This is a genomic window from Neobacillus sp. B4I6 (assembly GCF_050434045.1).
In the GTDB taxonomy this organism is placed as follows: domain Bacteria; phylum Bacillota; class Bacilli; order Bacillales; family Cytobacillaceae; genus Neobacillus.
Map to the genome: position 1 here is coordinate 1,270,990 of NZ_JBNPWB010000002.1, position 18,759 is coordinate 1,289,748.

General features: G+C 37.6%; 16 protein-coding genes and 1 pseudogene. 10 read left to right on the forward strand and 7 right to left on the reverse strand.

What is annotated here, in order from left to right:
* Window positions 1-24 precede the first annotated feature (24 nt).
* The 4 genes from QF028_RS08390 to QF028_RS08405 all read left to right on the forward strand — a co-directional run bounded on the left by QF028_RS08390 (window position 25) and on the right by QF028_RS08405 (window position 3,809).
* Entirely contained in the window at window positions 25-1,392 is a 1,368-nt protein-coding gene (locus QF028_RS08390) for a dipeptidase (protein ID WP_215004017.1), read from the forward strand.
* A gap of 105 nt (window positions 1,393-1,497) precedes the next feature.
* Window positions 1,498-2,250, forward strand: a complete 753-nt coding sequence (locus QF028_RS08395) for an NADPH-dependent oxidoreductase (protein WP_429464830.1) — start codon at window positions 1,498-1,500, stop codon at window positions 2,248-2,250.
* A gap of 400 nt (window positions 2,251-2,650) precedes the next feature.
* On the forward strand, window positions 2,651-3,199 hold the full coding sequence (locus QF028_RS08400) for a DUF6155 family protein (RefSeq protein ID WP_429464831.1): 549 nt from the start codon (window positions 2,651-2,653) through the stop codon (window positions 3,197-3,199).
* Window positions 3,200-3,614: 415 nt separating this feature from the next.
* A complete protein-coding gene (locus tag QF028_RS08405) occupies window positions 3,615-3,809 on the forward strand; it encodes a hypothetical protein (RefSeq protein ID WP_142292187.1) in 195 nt (64 codons plus the stop codon).
* Between the two features lie 534 nt (window positions 3,810-4,343).
* On the opposite strand, the gene QF028_RS08410 is transcribed toward QF028_RS08405, so the two are convergent.
* The 3 genes from QF028_RS08410 to QF028_RS08420 form a co-directional block, all read right to left on the reverse strand.
* Complete coding sequence (locus QF028_RS08410; RefSeq protein ID WP_429464832.1) at window positions 4,344-5,969, reverse strand: PTS sugar transporter; 1,626 nt, start codon at window positions 5,967-5,969, stop codon at window positions 4,344-4,346.
* A gap of 166 nt (window positions 5,970-6,135) precedes the next feature.
* The gene (locus QF028_RS08415; RefSeq protein WP_429464833.1) at window positions 6,136-6,507 is read right to left on the reverse strand and encodes a hypothetical protein; all 372 of its coding nucleotides are present in this window, start codon (window positions 6,505-6,507) and stop codon (window positions 6,136-6,138) included.
* A 904-nt stretch (window positions 6,508-7,411) separates the two neighbouring features.
* Window positions 7,412-8,665 carry an ATP-binding protein gene (locus QF028_RS08420; protein WP_429464834.1) on the reverse strand — a complete coding sequence of 418 codons (1,254 nt, stop codon included), beginning with the start codon at window positions 8,663-8,665 and terminating at the stop codon, window positions 7,412-7,414.
* Between the two features lie 713 nt (window positions 8,666-9,378).
* Here QF028_RS08420 and QF028_RS08425 point away from each other — a divergent pair.
* Window positions 9,379-9,885 (forward strand): annotated as a pseudogene (locus tag QF028_RS08425) (transposase); the annotation flags it as partial.
* On the opposite strand, the gene QF028_RS08430 reads toward QF028_RS08425, so the two are convergent.
* Both QF028_RS08430 and QF028_RS08435 read right to left on the reverse strand, forming a co-directional pair.
* Window positions 9,852-11,228, reverse strand: coding sequence for an MFS transporter (locus tag QF028_RS08430; protein ID WP_429464835.1), 1,377 nt, complete (start codon window positions 11,226-11,228; stop codon window positions 9,852-9,854). The pseudogene QF028_RS08425 and the gene QF028_RS08430 overlap by 34 nt on opposite strands.
* Window positions 11,229-11,685: 457 nt before the next feature.
* Window positions 11,686-12,447, reverse strand: a complete 762-nt coding sequence (locus tag QF028_RS08435; RefSeq protein ID WP_429464837.1) for an MBL fold metallo-hydrolase — start codon at window positions 12,445-12,447, stop codon at window positions 11,686-11,688.
* A 131-nt stretch (window positions 12,448-12,578) separates the two neighbouring features.
* Between QF028_RS08435 and QF028_RS08440 the strand changes: the two genes are divergently transcribed.
* Window positions 12,579-12,989, forward strand: a complete 411-nt coding sequence (locus tag QF028_RS08440; RefSeq protein ID WP_429464838.1) for an Lrp/AsnC family transcriptional regulator — start codon at window positions 12,579-12,581, stop codon at window positions 12,987-12,989.
* 812 nt (window positions 12,990-13,801) lie between these two features.
* On the opposite strand, the gene QF028_RS08445 is transcribed toward QF028_RS08440, so the two are convergent.
* Entirely contained in the window at window positions 13,802-13,918 is a 117-nt protein-coding gene (locus tag QF028_RS08445) for an AsnC family transcriptional regulator (RefSeq protein WP_429464839.1), read from the reverse strand.
* A 316-nt stretch (window positions 13,919-14,234) separates the two neighbouring features.
* On the opposite strand from QF028_RS08445, the gene QF028_RS08450 reads away from it, so the two are divergent.
* Entirely contained in the window at window positions 14,235-15,452 is a 1,218-nt protein-coding gene (locus QF028_RS08450) for an MFS transporter (protein ID WP_429464840.1), read from the forward strand.
* Window positions 15,453-15,797: 345 nt separating this feature from the next.
* Here the strand turns inward: QF028_RS08450 and QF028_RS08455 are convergent, their stop codons facing one another.
* Window positions 15,798-16,157, reverse strand: a complete 360-nt coding sequence (locus QF028_RS08455) for a winged helix-turn-helix transcriptional regulator (RefSeq protein WP_429464841.1) — start codon at window positions 16,155-16,157, stop codon at window positions 15,798-15,800.
* A 180-nt stretch (window positions 16,158-16,337) separates the two neighbouring features.
* On the opposite strand from QF028_RS08455, the gene QF028_RS08460 reads away from it, so the two are divergent.
* The 3 genes from QF028_RS08460 to QF028_RS08470 all read left to right on the forward strand — a co-directional run bounded on the left by QF028_RS08460 (window position 16,338) and on the right by QF028_RS08470 (window position 18,756).
* Window positions 16,338-17,213, forward strand: coding sequence for a hypothetical protein (locus QF028_RS08460; RefSeq protein WP_429464842.1), 876 nt, complete (start codon window positions 16,338-16,340; stop codon window positions 17,211-17,213).
* Between the two features lie 84 nt (window positions 17,214-17,297).
* Window positions 17,298-18,143, forward strand: coding sequence for a hypothetical protein (locus QF028_RS08465; RefSeq protein WP_429464843.1), 846 nt, complete (start codon window positions 17,298-17,300; stop codon window positions 18,141-18,143).
* Between the two features lie 31 nt (window positions 18,144-18,174).
* On the forward strand, window positions 18,175-18,756 hold the full coding sequence (locus QF028_RS08470) for an HD domain-containing protein (protein WP_429464844.1): 582 nt from the start codon (window positions 18,175-18,177) through the stop codon (window positions 18,754-18,756).
* The last annotated feature ends 3 nt before the right edge of the window (window positions 18,757-18,759 follow it).

The window sequence follows — 18,759 nt, forward strand, 5'->3', positions numbered from 1 at the left end:
AAATAAACTTGAAAAGGTGAGAACATGAGTCAATTATCCGAGTTGTTATCCAATCAACATAATCAAAATGTCGAGGAATTAAAAGAATTGCTCCGGATTCCAAGCATCAGTTCCTTATCCGAGCATAAAGAGGACATTCAAAAAGCGGCTTCATGGATTGCCAATAAATTAGAAAATATTGGAATGGAACATGTTGAAATCGTCCAGACGAAAGGTCATCCGATTGTTTATGCGGACTGGCTTCACCAGGAAAACGCCCCAACAGTCTTAGTGTACGGCCATTATGACGTACAGCCCGTTGACCCTGTTCATTTATGGGAAACGCCCCCTTTTGAACCAACGATCCGTGATGAAAAGATCTTTGCCAGAGGGGCAACCGACGACAAAGGGCAGACGTTCTTACATATCAAAGCAGTGGAAACACTATTGAAATTAGAAGGTAAATTACCGGTAAACGTAAAATTTTGCATCGAAGGAGAAGAAGAAATCGGAAGTCCTCATCTTCCGCCATACTTATCCGAAAATAAAGAAAAATTATCCTGTGATGTGGTCGTTATTTCCGATTCTGATATGTGGGACAGAGGCGTCCCTGCCATTACTTATTCATTAAGAGGTCTGTGTGCATTAGAAGTTTCCCTTAAAACCGCTAATTCTGATTTGCACTCGGGTATGTTCGGCGGGGGAGTTCAAAACGCCAACCATCTATTGGTACAGCTGCTTACTACTCTTCATGATTCAAATGGTAAAGTAAATGTTGATCATTTTTATGATGATGTAGTGGAATTAACCGCATTTGAAAAGGAACAAATTAAAGCACTGGGCTTCGATGAAGAAAAGTTAAAAAAATCGTTAGCATTAACTGAGTTAACAGGAGGGGAAAACAATTATCCTTATCCTGAGAGAATCAGCTCCAGGCCAACATTAGAAATCAACGGATTATGGGGCGGATTTCAGGGGGAAGGAACTAAAACGGTCATCCCGAACGAGGCTCATGCCAAAATCACCTGCCGACTAGTCCACAATCAAAACCCTGAAAAGATTCAAGGATTGATTAAAAAGCATCTGGAAGAACATGCACCAATAGGATGCACGGTGAAAGTGTCGCTACAAGATACGGGGAATCCATTTTTAACGCCGATTGACAGTCCGATGATTCAAAAAGCGGCCGAAGCGTATGAAATTGTTTATGGGAAATCGCCTGTTTACAAAAGAGAAGGTGGCTCCATTCCTATTGTATCGGATTTCAACCAATCCCTACATGCACCTGTTGTTTTAATGGGATTCGGTCTACCAGATGAAAATCTTCATGCTCCAAACGAACACTTTAACTTAGAAAACTTTGATAAAGGAATCTTAACGATTTGTTCCTTTTTAGAACTTCTAAATAAGTAAAATGGTGCCTGACACCACCTTCAGTGGTGTCAGGCACTTTTATTAGATTCAGGTGTTTGAATTTAAAGCTGAGTGTGTAGTATCGTATACACGAGGAGTGATTGTATGAACGAAACCATTCAATTATTAAGAAATCATCGCTCAGTTAGGGACTTCGACGCAAAAAAAGAGGTAAGCGAAACACAGATCGAAGTGATTATTGAGGCGGCTTTGGCTGGTCCCAATTGGATTAATGGACAGCAAGTGAGCGTGATCGAAGTTAGGGAGCCTGAAAGGAAAGCCGCATTGGCGAAAGCGGCAGGCAACCAAAGGTGGATTGAGGAAGCTCCAGTTTTTCTAGTGTTTTGCATGGATTTTTATCGGGCGAAGCTGGCTGCTGAAAAAAATGGTACGGAGTTTAAAATTATCGAGGACTTAGAAGCCATTTTGATCGGTTCAACAGATGTAGGGATTGCTCTGGGTAGCGCGGTGATAGCGGCTGAATCGATGGGACTCGGGATCGTTCCAATCGGAGGATTACGGAGAAAGCCCCAAACCTTTGTTGATCTATTGAATCTTCCGGAATATGTTTTCCCAATCTCAGGTCTGGTGGTCGGATATCCACGATCCGTCCCTGGTCAAAAACCAAGGCTGCCAATTAAGGCAACCCTTCAGAAAGAACAGTATGATACGAAAATTCAAAAGGAAATCATTGATAAATATGATCAAACAATATCATCCTATATGTCTGAACGGACCAGCGGACAAGATACCAGCGACTGGTCAAGTAAGATCGCTCAATTTTATGATACGGGTTTTGACCAATACGCAAAAAATTCCAGTCCTACGGTAAAAAATCAGAGGTTCCGATATAAGTAAAAAATTCATATATCTGACTCAAAATAAGAGCAACGGACAAGTTGCTCTTTTTATTTATAAATTTTAGGATGTAATAGTAAACGTGTTTGGAACTCAGCGTCGTTACAGGTACATCGGGCAGTCGAATCAATTTCGATGATATTGTGATCTGCAATTAGTTCAGATGTCAACCATCACAACTATGGTGTAATTGCCTAAGAGAAAAAGGGGTATCTTTAAATCTAAATTGAAGTGACCCCGTAAAGTTAGACAGGTTATTCATTAGGCAGCTTGTTGGATATTAAATTATTTCCCAAATGAAAGATTTTTATATTTGTCCATAAAATATAGTCGAATGGGAAATTAGGGATAAATGAATGAATAAATACAATCAAAAAAAGCCGTTGAAAATTGGAGGATTATGGTGAAAATCAAAATTACTGATTTAAAAAAACAGTTAAAGGAATATGAAAAAAAAGAATTGATTGAGCTGGTTGTAAAAATTTTTAAGGCAAACAAAGATGTTCAAAACTTCTTATCTAGCAAGTTGCTAGGGAACGAAGCGATTGAAGTTCTATTTCAACAGGCTAGAAAGAAAATACAGAATGAATTTTTTCCTGAGAAAGGACATGGGGAGCTTCGATTAGCAGAAGCTAAGAAAGAGATTACTGCTTTTAAAAAGGCGACAAATGATGAGAAACGAACCGTTGACCTGATGCTTTTCTATGTGGAACAAGGTGTTGATTTTACCTGTTCCTATGGTGATATTGATGCAAATTTTTATTCTAGTATGGTAAAAATGTTTGACCAGGTAGCAATGGAATGTGATCAGTATGAAGAATTTTACCGAGAATTTTCTACCAGACTAAGTAAAGTTGTATCAATGGCAGATGGTACTGGATGGGGGTTTTATGAAGCGTTAGTGGAATGCTACTATACGATTGAATGGGTTCATGAAGAAGATGAATAGGGTATAATCTATGATTACATAATAAAAAAAGATTAAAATCTTAAAAAAGATATGAACTTAAAGAAGTTCGTTGTTCATGAAAAGGATAAAAGTGGAATATGGGTGTATCGATTTAAGGGAGAATATAAAATTGATATTATCTTTAGGATTAATAAAAGGAAAGTGAAATATCGTTTAAACAGAGGAGGAAATTTAAATTAATAACTACGAACAATTAATAGAAAAACTTCAGCAGTTTGGGGTTGTTGACGAGTATCTGCCAACAATCGATCAACCAAAAGTAACCTTAGAAAGGGATGTTAAAGTTTTTAATAATGATTTTAACATTTTACAGTTAAGTTTACTGTACTCGATGATTTCAGTTGAAGAATGGAAGGATCAGCAGAATTTTTACATCATTTGGAAAAATTCTGACATGAAATCGAATCTGAAGCGGTTTGTCCTTTATTATAATCAGAAAAAAGGAATCCTTCGAAGAAAGTATGTGTATAGAAACGGTATTGAGTCAAGAAAAGAGGAAAAACGCCCGGTCCCTAAGGAGCAACTTGTTTATGAAGCAAGTAAGGGATTGCTTTCTATCATATTAGATGGCTTCAAACAAATCGAGTAAAGGGATTTTTATTTTTTATGTTGGGGGATACCCCAAAAATGTCTTTTACAGAATCTATTTTTAGGATAATCGATGCGAAATGACTTCATCGATTACTTTCGTGAAGACAGGCTCAAAAACCTGGTGCGGCAGCTTCTGAAAGGCCTCATTCGTTCAACGAGAAAATGAATGATCCATACCTATACATTTTTATAAATTAAGTCGGGGAGCTTGATAAGCAGGAGGACCAAGAAAAAGTAAATTAGTTTCTGAAGTAGAGTATATATTCAGGGAATTCCCGAACGGTACGATGTGGTTGTTAGTTTTTTCAGCTTCTATCGCCTTTAATATGGAAGGTTGGTTTGTAGGTATCCCAAATTTACTAATGTTGGTTTTATTATTTATATTATTTACTATGAAAAAAAATAAGAAGCTGTCCCAAACGGTCGTTGAATGACGCCTTTTTTTTGGTCAGCTTCTTGTTTTAGGTAAAGGAAAGCATTAAACTATTTATTTGTTTCGGCCATTTTTTTAATGGACGAACGCATATAATGATTAACCTGCTACTTTATTCGCTTTCTGCTCTCTAACCATATTCTTGCTCTTTTTCACAGAGATTTTATTTATGGAAAGCGTTATGAGAAATGAACATATTAAACTTCCAGCCATTGCGATGATAAAGCCTGTCATATTATTGGATAAAAGTGGTGCCATAAATGATGGAACATAGGCCGTTCCACGAACATCAAAAAGTCCAACAAGTAATCCGCCTAATCCGGATGAGAGGATTGCTCCAGCAAAGATATATTTGTTGGAAAACATAAACGGATAAGCGGCTTCTACAAAGGTACCAAAGCCCATATTAATAGCAAAACCAGGTGCAGCCACTGCTGCTTCACCTTTATCTCGAGGTGAAACAATATTGGCAAGGGTAATCCCCGCTGATACCAGTACCAATCCTACCATATCAACGGCACCTAAGAAGCTGTTTCCTGTCTTTTCCATTTCTAACAGTACAATCGGAAGGATAGCCGCGTGATAGACGCCGCCAATAATAGCTGGCCAAATTAACAGCCCAGCAATGAGTCCAGCAAGTGTCCCATTAGTAGAAACAAGCAGGTCTAATAAAGAGCGGATTCCTTCACCGAGCTTTAAGGCGACTGGCGCGATGAGGAAAAAGACTGCCAATCCAGAAATCAACCCGGCAATTCCACCTGCTGCAATATTGACGGTTGTAGCGGGGAACTTCCACTCAACACACTTTCTAAATATGTATTGGACCAACAGTCCTGCTAAAATACCCCCGATAATACCTCCAATAATTCCGCCTTTCACTGATAAGACTCCGGCGACAATCCCTGCCACAATCGATACATCATCAAGGTCCGCTACTTGTTTAGCTGCGACGACGGCAAGTATAACAGGGAGGGCGTTAATCATAAGATCAAATACTTCTCCTAGCATCGTTAATCCCGGAATCTTGCTGAAAGCTAAAACAAGGGCCATGGCAATAAAACCTGGAAGAGAAGACAGCATCATTCCCCGAAGATTGATTCGTTGAAATGGCTGAACAGAGGAAGCTTCTAGTTGATTGTTGTTAACTGCTTTACCGATGATAGGCCGGTAAGGAACACCAAAATGCTTACTTAAGGATGTAAGAAAGGTAACCGCCCGTGTTCGATTGGTTGTTCCCGTCGTTCCTGAAGTAGAAATGACAATTACACCCTTTGAAGCGATTGCCGCCATGGAGGTGCCGCCCGTTCCTGTTGCAGGCAAGTTCATTTCTGTAATGGCTTCAACCGCACGTTTATTCGTGCCATTTGGATCCGCACTCATAAAAACAACTGCATCAATTTCACCGTCAGTAATCTGTGCAGCAATTTCGGAATCAAGTTGGGAAGCTGCTGTGTTTACTTCAGCTATTGTTCCTTTTGCAATAACAGTTGGCTTATGAGTACTTTCATCCCAACTATACAGTTCAGCCGGAGTATCTTCCTTTACGGTGTCCATAGAGGCTTTTGCTGCAATGAACTGTAACGCCCCACACACCATTCCAGCAGCTTCAATTTGCAAAAGAAGCTCCTCTAATAGTTTTTCAGGTTCTTTTCCTCCCAAATAAAACAGGTTTCCACCGCTGCTCCCGAGAATCGCAACTTTCTTTTTCGCGGATAATTCATTCATAACACATTCCCCCTTTCTGAAACAGTTCAACTAACTTAACTTGTTTGATAAGTGTTTAATAGTTTTAGTTTAATAATACAGTAAAATTTTAACTAATTAAAGTGTCCAATCAGGTGGAGGTAAAAAAGACCGTACAGTAGAGTACGGTCGAAAGGAAAAAACGTTTCTATTTTAATAATTCAACAGCAGAAGAGGCTGATTTTTTTACGGGTAAGAGTTTATCGGAAACATGTAGGAGTGTCGTTCCAAACAAGAGGAAAATAGTGCCTCCAGAAAAAATTCCTTGCATGAAAGGGATCAATCCAAAGAAAACTCCCATCAGTAGCAGGCTGATAGACATAAAATGTTTCCTACCAAACCAAGTAACTATAGTGGTTAAAGTAATTCCTCCAAGAATAGCTCCCCAGGCAAAAAAGGAATCTAGTAATCCTAATATCTCTGGTCCCATTTTCATATCATTTCGAATGAAGGGGACACTTAGAATATTATAAATTTGAATGGTGAATTCTGTTAGAGCAACCAAAACAGCAATTTTCATTCTTTTTATCATCGCCTCCGCTAAAAACACCTGCGGTGACTAATGATTATTATAATTTTTTACAAAGCAGTATACGTCTGTCCACTTGAATTATTTTGTTAAAACTTCCCCCAAAAGCTCCCCCATTTCTTTGGAGGAGAATACAAAATTCTACTAAGCAGAGTAAAAATAAAAAACCCTAGAAGCGTTGATATAACGCAGTTTCTAGGGTTTTTGTGATTGCTATTTAATAAGCAAATCAATTAACGAGAGTAATGCTCAACCAAAGACTAAAGTAATTTATGGTTGTTGAGAAGAAGAGGTAAGAATCACGAACAAATACTCCTAACTTGACGCCTAAATAAAGTGAAAAATTTGATAATTTTTTGAGGGGAGATTGCTTGAATATAAGCAGTTTTTTTCAGAGTTCGGTGCCCACCCCTTTCTGAAAAAGTGAAGTGGTCATTTTTGGTAACTCAAAACTGCTTGAGACCTGCGTGCCAGGTCTGGTGGGTTCGATTCCCACGCAGTCCCGCCAAAATAAGATTCTTAATGAGTTATCAAATTCTCACCGACACTGTCTTTTGTTCATTTTGAACGACACTGTGTGCGACCGAGAAGCTAAAAATGTGGTGTGTTCAGAGCCTTCAAATTTTTGTGTGCGTAAAAGTGTGAGAAAACATGGAAGAGTATTAGCCCCACCTACGCTTTATACCTTGACGGGCACACTTGCTATCCACCTATTTTTCATTATAAAAAATCTCTTCATTTTTAAAGTTTTCCATAATACAAGTTTTTACAATTACTTTAAGTATAGAGCATCAATTTGAATTTCTCCCCATTAGCCTTTTGACTTTTCGGCAAACCATTTGATAATAAAGGTGCCAGGTGCCATCCAATATCTGGATTGCATCTGGCACCTTGTTCATGAAGTATAAATAGGAAGTGTTATTCTTACCGTTGTTCCTTTATTTAAAACACTATTTATCTTAATTTTCCCATTCATTGTCTCTATTGTTTTTACAACAACCATTGAACCTAATCCAGTCCCCTTTTCTTTAGTGCTATAATAAGGTTCGCCAAAACGGTTTATTTGTTCTTTGCTCATTCCAACACCGTTATCGCTTATCTCGATAATGATATCGAGTTTACTTACGAGTGTAACTAAACTAAGCTCCCCACCGTTTGGCATAGCCTCTATACTATTTTTAATCAGGTTTAAAAAACATTGCTTGAAATGTTGAATATTTCCGCGTGTAATTCCTGGCACTAACTCTTCTGATATCTTCACCGAATTCATATTGGCCAATGGTTTCGTCATTTCAATAATACTTCTTATTTCACGATCTATTAAAATAATACCTATATCTTCGGTTGCAGGTTTAGCATATGCTAAGTAATCACTAATAATTGTCTCTGCAGATTTAAGCTCTCTAACCACATGTTGAAAGTACTGTTCTCTAACTTCTTGAGAAAGGTTGGGGGCTTTTAGGAGATCAATAAACCCCTTTACAACTGTTAATGGATTTCTAACTTCGTGGGAAATACTCGCTGCTAACTGGCTAACAACTTCCATCTTTTCTAGCTTTGCTATTTTTGACTTTATACTAATTGCGTCACTTAATATTTCTATTAAATATACAACGAAAAACATGACTACTGGAGGAAGGAAAATAAAATAAAACATATAAGCTTCAGTCACCCTAAATGAATCAGATATGATAACAGCTATAGAAGTTGTTAGTATTCCAAGACACAAAGATAACAGAACTGAGAAAATAAGCTTATTTTTTCTATTGAACATGCTGAACTTTTTTGAAAGAAGTGCCGTTATAATAAAGATCACGATATAAACAATAAGAGTTAGAGAATTGAATCCATAAATAAAAAATCTAATCGCCAACGAAATTATCAACAAGGCAGCCCCGACAGGCCATCCGCCATAAAGTATACCAATTAAAAAAGGAATTTGCCTTAAATCATGTACACAATATTCATCAATATAAATAGGGAATTTCATACATAAAATACTTGGTAAACTCATGCATGCTGTAATAAGGATTTTTTGATAATTTTTAAGCGTTTTAAAATTATCAATTAAAACGAAGAAAACAAAAATACTTACTAAAATGTAAAACAAGTTATCTAAAACATTTTGATTAATATAAATAAAGTCCATAGTAAATATCCCTTATAATTAAATTTATTAACAAATTTAATTATAAGGGATAAGTCCAATAAAAGAGAGCTTTTTTTATTTAAGTGAAAAACTCCCAAATATGGATATTAACCTACTAGTTAAGCTTCAATGTTATGACCAAAAAAAATATATTACTAGAACAAAGTTCACTGTGACGCCCTGAAAAGTCTTGTTTCATACGATTGTTCCACACACAGATAATTGAGAAAAAAGATTATGCTCCTTCAAATTATACAAAAAATACATTTGCAGTAGTTTTCACATATTTGATTGCTGTTTGTAGAAAAAAATCCATCCAGCCATAGACTTACTCACCTTTTATCGCTCTAATATCTGTAAATCTGACGTGGATGCGCGGTCTTACGGTACTCGTACTAACCGTCTCAGACATCGGTATCCCTCACTCTACCGAAAACACACAAAAAGAGTTGTAACAACGAGAACGGTTACTGAAAACTTTACAATGTGTGAGATGTTTGAGCGGTTTATGGGGTTTAAACAGTCTGAGAATTTAGCACCTCGTACAATTTGAGGAATACGGGATACACTTTAAATGGCTACTGGATTATCAAGGACAAGACTTATCAAGAAGAATAAAAGACAAAAGGCATTCGAATGAGCCCTGATATGCTCCCGATAAAGTAGACAGATGAAATAATAAAAATCTGTTTACTTTATTGGGGGCTTTTTCTATGGGGAAATATTCAGCACAAGAAAAGTTTGAGATAATAACGGCTTATGAAAACAGAAAAATCTCAGTTTCAGACTTTTGTAAACAACACCACATATCTCCTAGAACTCTGAATGATTGGATTTATCAATTTCAGACATATGGAACGGAGGGGCTTCAGGGTTCGGGGGAATGGAAGCGGTATTCGAAGAAAGTAAAAACAGCTGCGGTTAATGACTTTCTTTCGGGTCAATACTCTCAAGTTGAGATAGTACGTAAGTATGAAATCTCCAGTCGTTCAGTGTTACAAAGATGGATTAGGATTTATAATGATCATAGAGAATTAGAAGAGACGAAAAGGGAGAAGAACTCTATGATTAAAGGCCGATCCACGACATTAGAAGAACGATTTGAAATTGTTATGTATTGCTTACAGAACGGGAAAAACTATCAACAGACATCTGATCACTTTAATGTTTCCTATCAACAGGTGTATCAATGGGTAAAGAAGTTTGAGAAAGAAGGAGCGGACGGTCTAGAAGATAAGAGGGGGAAGCGTAAAACGGAATCAGAGTTAACCGTCTTACGAGACCAAACAACTACAGGAATAATCAACAGTGACAGAATTGCTCCAGAAAGTGATAGTATCGCATAACTATAATGAGCGACTACCAATCCGGATAACGCACCGCCGGTGGCACCTGATAATGCAAGCAAGACATCAGCAGATCCCTGTATTTTTGCACGAATAGATGGATGTGTTGCATCTACAATGAGAGCCGTTCCACTTATTAAGCCAAAGTTCCAGCCAACACCAAGTAGTACTAACGCACAGATAAGTAGTACCATTGAATCTGCAGGGGCAAAAGCTGCCAGCATACCAGAGGCCAGAAGCGTGGCACCAGAAGAAACAGCCGTTGAAGTACGACCAACTTTATCCACAAGCATCCCTGTAAGAGGCGAAGGCAAGTACATGGCGCCTATATGAAAACCTATGACCAACCCCACTTCTCCCAAACGATGACCATAATGTCCCATATGGACCGGTGTCATGGTCATAATGGCCGCCATGACAAATTGAGTCAAAACCATTACTGTAACGCCCACGACAATTCCTCTCTTGTTTATTGTAGAGCTTTCGGAATTTTGTTCTGCCTGCACAGTCCGGTTTTCCACCTGGGCATTCGCAATGGCTGTAGATACAATCAAAGGGTCTGGACGAAGAAAAATTAAGAGAACCAATCCGGCAAGGATAAAAGCAGCAGCCGCTAAGATAAAGGGGCCAGCCAAAGTTGGAACACCAATAGAATGCGCAAATTTTCCCATCACATCGACCAAGTTAGGACCCGCTACAGCACCAAAGGTAGTAGAAACCATGGCCATGCTCACAGCAGTTGCCCGCTGTTTAGCTGTCGCCAGATCAGTACCGGCATATCGCGCTTGCATATTTGCGGCGGTACCAGCTCCGTAAATAAGCAGGGAAGTGAATAAAAGCACGACGCTGTTGATTAAGGCTGCAATTATAACGCCGACCGCACCCATTCCACCAGCAAGAAAACCGGCTGCAAGTCCTGGTCCGCGGCCAAAACGCTGTGAAAGTCGGCCTACAAGCAGTGCGGCACCTGCAGAACCTAAAGTGAGTAAGGCAACTGGAATCCCTGCTGCACTTTCCGTCCCTAGCATATCTTGTGCGAGAAGTGCGCCTACCGTTATACCAGCTGCAAGTCCTGTCCCTCCAAAGATTTGTGAAAGGATCAAAATTTTTAATGTTTTTTTATAGAGCTGTTTTTGTTTGTCTGTTGAATCAATATAACCTTGCAACCAAACAGGATGCTGTTTTGACCTATTTGTATCCCATGTTTTAGGTACCATAAAACTACACTTCCTAACAAAATAATTTTTTTGCACTTTCTTATCTATCCTCTTTTAGAAGATTTCGTTCAATAAATTATTAAGGAGCTCATGATTATCAACTACATAATCATGAGCTCCTTGTATCACTACAGAACAAATAAAAGCTTAGAAACTGCACAAAATAAAATTAACATTCACAATTAACCTGAGTTTCTATTCAAGATCAAGAACTTTATCCAACATGCTTTACAACAAATCTGATGCAACAAATCTTCACTGACAATGCCAGTGGATACAAATCACCAAGAACCGGACTAGACGATGCTTTTGATTTTTTAAGAGAGGAAGACACATTGGTTGTTTAGAAAAGTGCTTCATAAAAATGACGAACTAACTCTTAATTGGTTTCAACTGACATGATTGTCTTTCCGCTCATATAAAATTAAAACTACAATTTCTAGTCTGCTCTGATTCTTTATAATGAATATGATTCTCCGTCATCTGGTACTAAAACATTCGAAGAGATTCCTTTTTCATTAATAAAGCTTTTTAATTCTTCTTTTGATAATGTCCAATGATTGACAGCTTCCATATGGACAGAAATGATTTTTGCATCTGAAGCAGCTTTATAAACTTCATAAATGTCATCTTTCCCCATAATTAGAGAACCACCTTCAGAGAGTTGAACATCCCCGCCGTTGACAACAATGATTTCTGGTTTGTGTGTTTCAATCACTTCCTGAACAGCTTCATACCAAACAGTATCTCCAGCTACATATAAAGTTTTCTCATTTGAGTGTTTGAAGACAACGCCGCACACTAGACCAGTGGCCTTTAGGACTTCGCCTCTTCCATGCTCGCCTTTTGTTTTAATTAATTGTATTCCTTCAAAGACTGTATTCTCTTGTAAAACCTCTACATTTTGGAAGCCTGCATTTCGAATTTCAGTCGCATCTTCTTCATTTTGGGAAAATATTTTAATCTCTTTGGGTAACGCTTCTTTAGCAGCATCATCCCAGTGGTCATAATGTAGATGAGTGACAATAACAGCATCAACATTATGAATGATATCGTCAATGGAAATTGGTAAACTAACTAAAGGATTATTTGAGTTGTTTTGTCTTAATGAAGGGAAAGGTGGGTAAGTCCCTTTTTCTGATAACATTGGATCGATTAAAAACTTCTTTCCCGCATATTCAACGACAATTGTTGCATTACGAATTTGATGTATATTCATATTTATTAACTCCTTTATCTTTTGAAATTTCCTCTGAACAATGTATAGTCTAAACTATGACACATGACGGATACATAGATTAAGTAAAGTCTTTTGGCGGTTTGACTTTATTTTTGAAAGGAGTTAAATAAATGTTAGATAACACAGATATGCATATCTTGAAGGAACTAACTAAGAACAGTCGGATTACAATGAAAGAATTGGGAGAAAAAGTCCATTTGACTGGACCGGCTACTTCAGCTAGAGTGGCGAAATTAGAGGACAATGGGGTTATTGAGGGGTACACCATTAAAGTGAATCAGGTAAAAATGGGGTATCTTGTTCACGCAATTATACATATTTTTACGAAAAGCACGAATCATCAACCTTATCTGTCGTTTATAAAAGAACAAGATCAATTCGTCATAAACAACTACAAAGTCAGTGGAGAAAGTTGTTATCTTCTTGAATGCAAATTCCCAGGCAATGAAAAATTAAATGAATTCTTGACAGGTTTGAGCAATTTGGTGAACTACAAATTATCCATTGTTATTAACAAATAATACATCAATAAACATGCGATATTGTGAAGGAATACACTTAAATGTAGTGTAGTGCTTTATTAAGTGAATAAGTCATTTTGAAGTTATTTTCAAATATTGTCGAAAACCATCTGCTGGAAGTATGTACAGGCAATTTGTCACTTTACTTGGAGCCTCTGCGGGCATGAATATGAGCCATGAAGCCAGGTGTATCAAAGATTCTGGCTCAGCCAAAAAAGGCTATCACGCCCGCCTCTCCAAATAAAGTGCACGTCTCTACTAGGACGAATTATTAGGCTGTAAATTTAATTCTTATACATGAAAAACTTTATTTTAACCATATTTCTTTGGAAAGGGCTACAGAAACAAACGGATGCTTTTGTTGAATAACTAAACAACTAATTTATTGACTAGTCAAAAATATAAAATAAATTAAGGTTATAAAATTAGGTAACCAAGACGGCGAGACAAGCTAGCGGCAGCTTGCTAAAAGTCCCTAACCACCTTTTCGAAGGTGATTTGTATTTTAAATTAAACTTTCTACTAAGTGTATCCTGTTAGAGGGTACACTTTTTACTTATGGAATTGTTATGCTCCATTCCCTAAATAGATGTGTAAAATGAGATAAATACTGTTAGGTTATGGGAAGAGGGGATCAAATGATGACATTCTACGGTTATGCAAGAGTCTCGACGAAAGATCGAAACCTTGATACACAAAGCTCTCAATAAGGGAGGTCAAATGATGGAGATTTTCGTATAAATACAAGCCTAATTTCACTTAATTCACTTCGATACTGCATCCTTTTATTAGGCCATTGTCTAATAACTTTCCTAATCTTGACACGGTTGCTGGTGCAGTGAGATGTACTTTTTTCCTAATTTCTTCATTGTCAGGTGACTATTTTTAGACAGCTCGTCAAGTATTTTTTTATCTATTTCATCCATCATTTTCTTGTATCCTTTCCGAAAAAATAAGATGATTTTACATGGTTTGTTCACTGTACACTTTTTTATGTTTGCTTAAAAACTTTAAAAATAAAGTGAAAACGTAGAATAACTTTATTTTCCCTATGTATTGATCGGTTGAGAAAGTATATATTTATATGCATGCAATTCGGGACTTTTCAATGTAGATATGTTTATGGATATGCTCGATTCTTACGGTAATGATGAAAAACGGCTGAAGGATAAATTAGAAGCCTCTTGGACAGTATTGCGGAGAGATATTTCACATCAATGATTATACAGAAAAAGGTGTTTAAACATGAAGAAAACAATTAAAGAACAAAAATTGGTATTAATTATTCTTCTAAGTAATTTATTCATTGCATATCTAGGTATTGGTCTTATCGTCCCCGTTATGCCGTCTTTTATGAATATCATGCATTTATCGGGAAAAACGATGGGCTATCTTGTCGCCGTACATGCTGTGGCACAACTACTTATATCACCTCTCGCAGGACGATGGGTTGACCATTATGGCAGAAAGAAAATCATCATATTCGGCTTGTTTCTTTATGGTGTCTCAGAATTTATCTTTGGTTTAGGCATGAATGTATCAGTGCTATATATATCAAGGATTCTAGGGGGAATGAGTGCCGCCTTTATTATGCCGGGTGTTACTGCATATGTTGCAGATATTACATCTGTTAAGGAACGGTCAAAAGCGATAGGCTATATTTCTGCCGCCATTAGTACTGGCTTTATTATCGGACCTGCCATCGGTGGCTTTATTGCAGAATACGGTATACGTATGCCCTTCTTCTTTGCGGCAGGCATTGCCTTTTTAGTATGCATTTCATCCATATTTATTTTAAAAGAGCCGCTAACAAAGGAACAGCTTGCAGAAATTTCTGCTAATACAAAGCAAACAAACTATATAGGCGATTTCAAAAGATCACTTAATCCACGTTACTTTACTGCCTTTATCATTGTATTTGTACTTGCTTTCGGTTTATCAGCATATGAAACAGTTTTCAGCCTATTTTCTGATCATAAATTTGACTTCACGCCAAAGGAGATTGCAACTATTATTACAATCAGCTCAATCTTCGGAGTTGTTATTCAAGTATTTATGTTTGGAAAAATGGTAGACATACTTGGTGAAAAGAAACTAATCCAATTATTGTTAATTATAGGTGCAATATTGGCGGTGGTGTCTACAGTAATCTCTAGCTTTTTGGCAGTGCTGGCGGTAACTTGCTTCATCTTCCTCTCATTTGACTTACTTCGCCCGGCATTGACGACTTTTTTATCAAAAGCTGCCGAGAAAGAGCAAGGATTTGTTGCTGGAATGAACTCAACCTATACGAGCTTAGGTAATATCGGTGGGCCAGCGATGGGTGGAATATTATTTGACGTAAACATCCACTATCCTTATCTTTTCGCTGCTGTCATTATGGTCATTGGCTTCGGGATTACAATTATGTGGAAAGAAAACCAATTGGGAGAAAGCTTAGCGAAAAAATTAGAAAAGTACTAGGCACCTTTGGGTATAATTCTCTCAGATGTTGAGATATTATACCTTTTTTTGCTTAAGTAGACATTTTCAGTGCCCTATTTAATTCCTCTTATTTTTTCATCGCATAAAAATTCGAATGTCTTTTGATGATTCCACACATTTCTATACTGACCAACGTTTTTTACTAGTTTTTGATTAGTCAAAATATTGGCCTCCTCGGATACCTTGGATTTTTAAACGGTATTTTATCGAGTGAGTTCGATAAAAATCCTAGGTGCAAATTCATCCAAGCGAATTTGGTATAAGACGAAGTATATAATCCTTCATAATCAACTCATCAATTCAGCATATCTGCTTTTTTCTCTTTTATTTTTCTTTATTATTCTCCCCCCACTGGCACATTTCTTGGATAATAGGCCAAAGACTTTGCCCTTTTTCAGTAAGGCTGTATTCGACCTTTGGAGGAATTTGTGGATATTCCTTACGATGAACTAAACCATCGTTCTGCATTTCCTTTAATGTAGAACTGAGTGTTTTATAGGTTATCTTCCCTAGCATACGCTGAAGTTCATTATAGCGGACTGTACCGTTCCTTGATAAATGGTAAATAATTAGCAGTTTCCATTTACCGTTGAAAATGGAGAGTGTATAGCCAAAAAAAGGCTCTTGGCTTTCAGAAATTTTCTCGTTTCTATCAGACATATTAACATTGGATCTTTTTATCATTACACTATCCTCCTAGATAGTATGCGTCATAAAAGTGCATACTTGTTTGCAAATGTATATTGACTATATAATACATTTGAATCCAAGTAAAGGAGGATTCAAATATTTGTTTTTGAGAAAGTGCTATATAAATCAATATTTTTCAACTATGAAAAAAATCATTAGGAGGACAAATTAAGTATGTTATCACAACAATATCAAGACAACATAGACACATTACTAAAGAAAATCCAAGAAGCTGAGGCGATTGTGGTTGGTGGCGCTGCTGGGATGTCTGAGGCTATTGGACACAGTTTTTATCATACTGATGAAAATTTTCTGAAGCATTTTGGAAAATTTGCAGATAAATATGGTATTAAAAACCTTTTTGAGGGCTTTTATTACCGTTTTTCTACAAGAGAAGAACGGTGGGCTTATCTTGCAACTGAAATCAAATTTATATATGACGCCGAAGCCGGTCGCCCATACCTTGATTTATTGCAACTACTTCAAGGCAAAAATTATTTCATTGTTACAACGAATCAAGACTCACAGTTTTCCAAGACTTTCCCTGAAGAAAAAGTATCCCCAATTCAAGGTGATTTGCGTTATTTTCAATGCGGCTCCCGTTGCCATGATCAGGTTTATTTTAATAAAGAGCAAGTTGAGAACATGTATGCAAACATAGATGGAACCAGAATTCCAACAGAATTAATTCCATTATGTCCAAAGTGCGGGCAGGAAATGGAACCATGGGTGCGCTCTTATGTATTTCTGGAAGGTAGCTCTTACAGAAATGAATTAAGAAAATACAATGAGTTTCTTATAAAAAACAAAGATAAAAAGGTTCTCTTTCTGGAGTTAGGTGTTGGCACAATGACACCGATGTTCATCAAAGAACCCTTCTGGAACATGACTTACAGTTGGCCGGATGCATACTACATTACCATCAATCCAAAGGATGCATTGTTGCCAAGGGAACTGAAGGATAAGGGACTCGCCATTCATGAAGATATTGCCGTGGTATTACAAGATGCTTTGAACAAGAAAGAAAAAAGAGATGTGGATATTGGATAAGTACTGAGCAATACGGCTTCGCATTACACGAATTCAATAAGCAAAATAGATTCATCAAAATTTTGGACAAAAATGGGGGTTCATATGGAAGAGAAGTATCAAGAAGTTTTAAGCAAAATCAAGAAGGCTGACAGCATTGTAATCGGCGCAAGTAACGGCCTCGCCATTTCGGAAGGTTATAATATCTTTGCAGAGGATTCGTCCTTTCTGGAACATTTTGGTGATTTTCGTAAAAAGTATGGTTTTCGTAGTATCCTACAGGGATCTTTTTATCCATATCCTTCCCAGGAAGAAAAGTGGGCATTTTTCAGCCGTATGTACGCCTACTTTTTAAACAACAAGGAAGCTAGTCCTGTTATGAAGAACCTTTATGAACTGGTGAAGGATAAAAATTATTTTGTGGTTACCTCTAATACAGATTCTCATTTTACACTGGCAGGATTTCAAAAGGAACGCCTTTTCGAAATAGAGGGCAATAGTCGGTATTTGCAATGTTCTCATGGTTGCCATAATCGAATTTATCCAGGTGACGAAATATTGAGTAAAATGGCCCAACACCAAGAGAATGGAAAAGTCCCTCTGGATCTTATTCCTAAGTGTCCAGAGTGCGACGGCCCAATGCAAGTCCATGTCGAAGTCGATCGGAATTTTCTAAGAGGCCAGTCTTGGCAAACAAGCTATCAGGCTTATCAGGATTTTATCCATAATGCTCATGGTAGAAAATTAGTCCTGCTGGAATTAGGCGTAGGTGCAAGAAACCAATTGATTAAAGCCCCATTTATGAATTTAACTAGCTTAGAGGAAAATGCAACCTATATTACTTTTAATAGAGGATCCGAGCTTTTTATTCCAGATGTAATTGCTTCTAAATCCATTGGGATCGACGGTAATATTGCGGAAGTGTTACAGCATTTGGTGCAGATGAAATAAGCTGTTTATTAGAAAACAGAGGAGGGAATGAATGATGTTTCTAGCGAATGTTCTGAATGATCCTGTCTGTCAACCAATCAAAAAGCCTTATGAACGATGGTATACATTCATGGAAGAAACGATAGAGTTTTGGCTTCCGGATAGTGTATGGCATACTAAAACCCATTGCGCTCGCGTGCTGTTACTGGCACTCCTCATCGGACATCAAAAAGGTCTGAGTGAGGAGGAAAAGGACGCACTGGGGATGGCGGCTGTTTTCCATGATTCCCGACGCCTTGATGATGGGATTGATAAAGGACATGGTAGTCGTGCAGCAGAGTATTACAAAGATTATTGCCGTGAGCACGATTTGCCATATGATGAGCAAACCTATTACATCACCTATTACCATGACCAGGATGATTCGCTTGGTTTGTCAGAGATTAAAAAGTCGTCTAGTTTAAGTGAACGGGCCGTGCTGCTGTATCAGATTTTCAAGGATGCTGACGCATTGGATCGATTCCGTCTAGGCCCCGATGCTTTGGATGTGAATTTTCTTCGGACCGAAGAAGCACATCGGCTTGTTGATTTTGCTAAAGATCTCTTACGTAAAAGTAGTGAAACGAATGCATAAAAA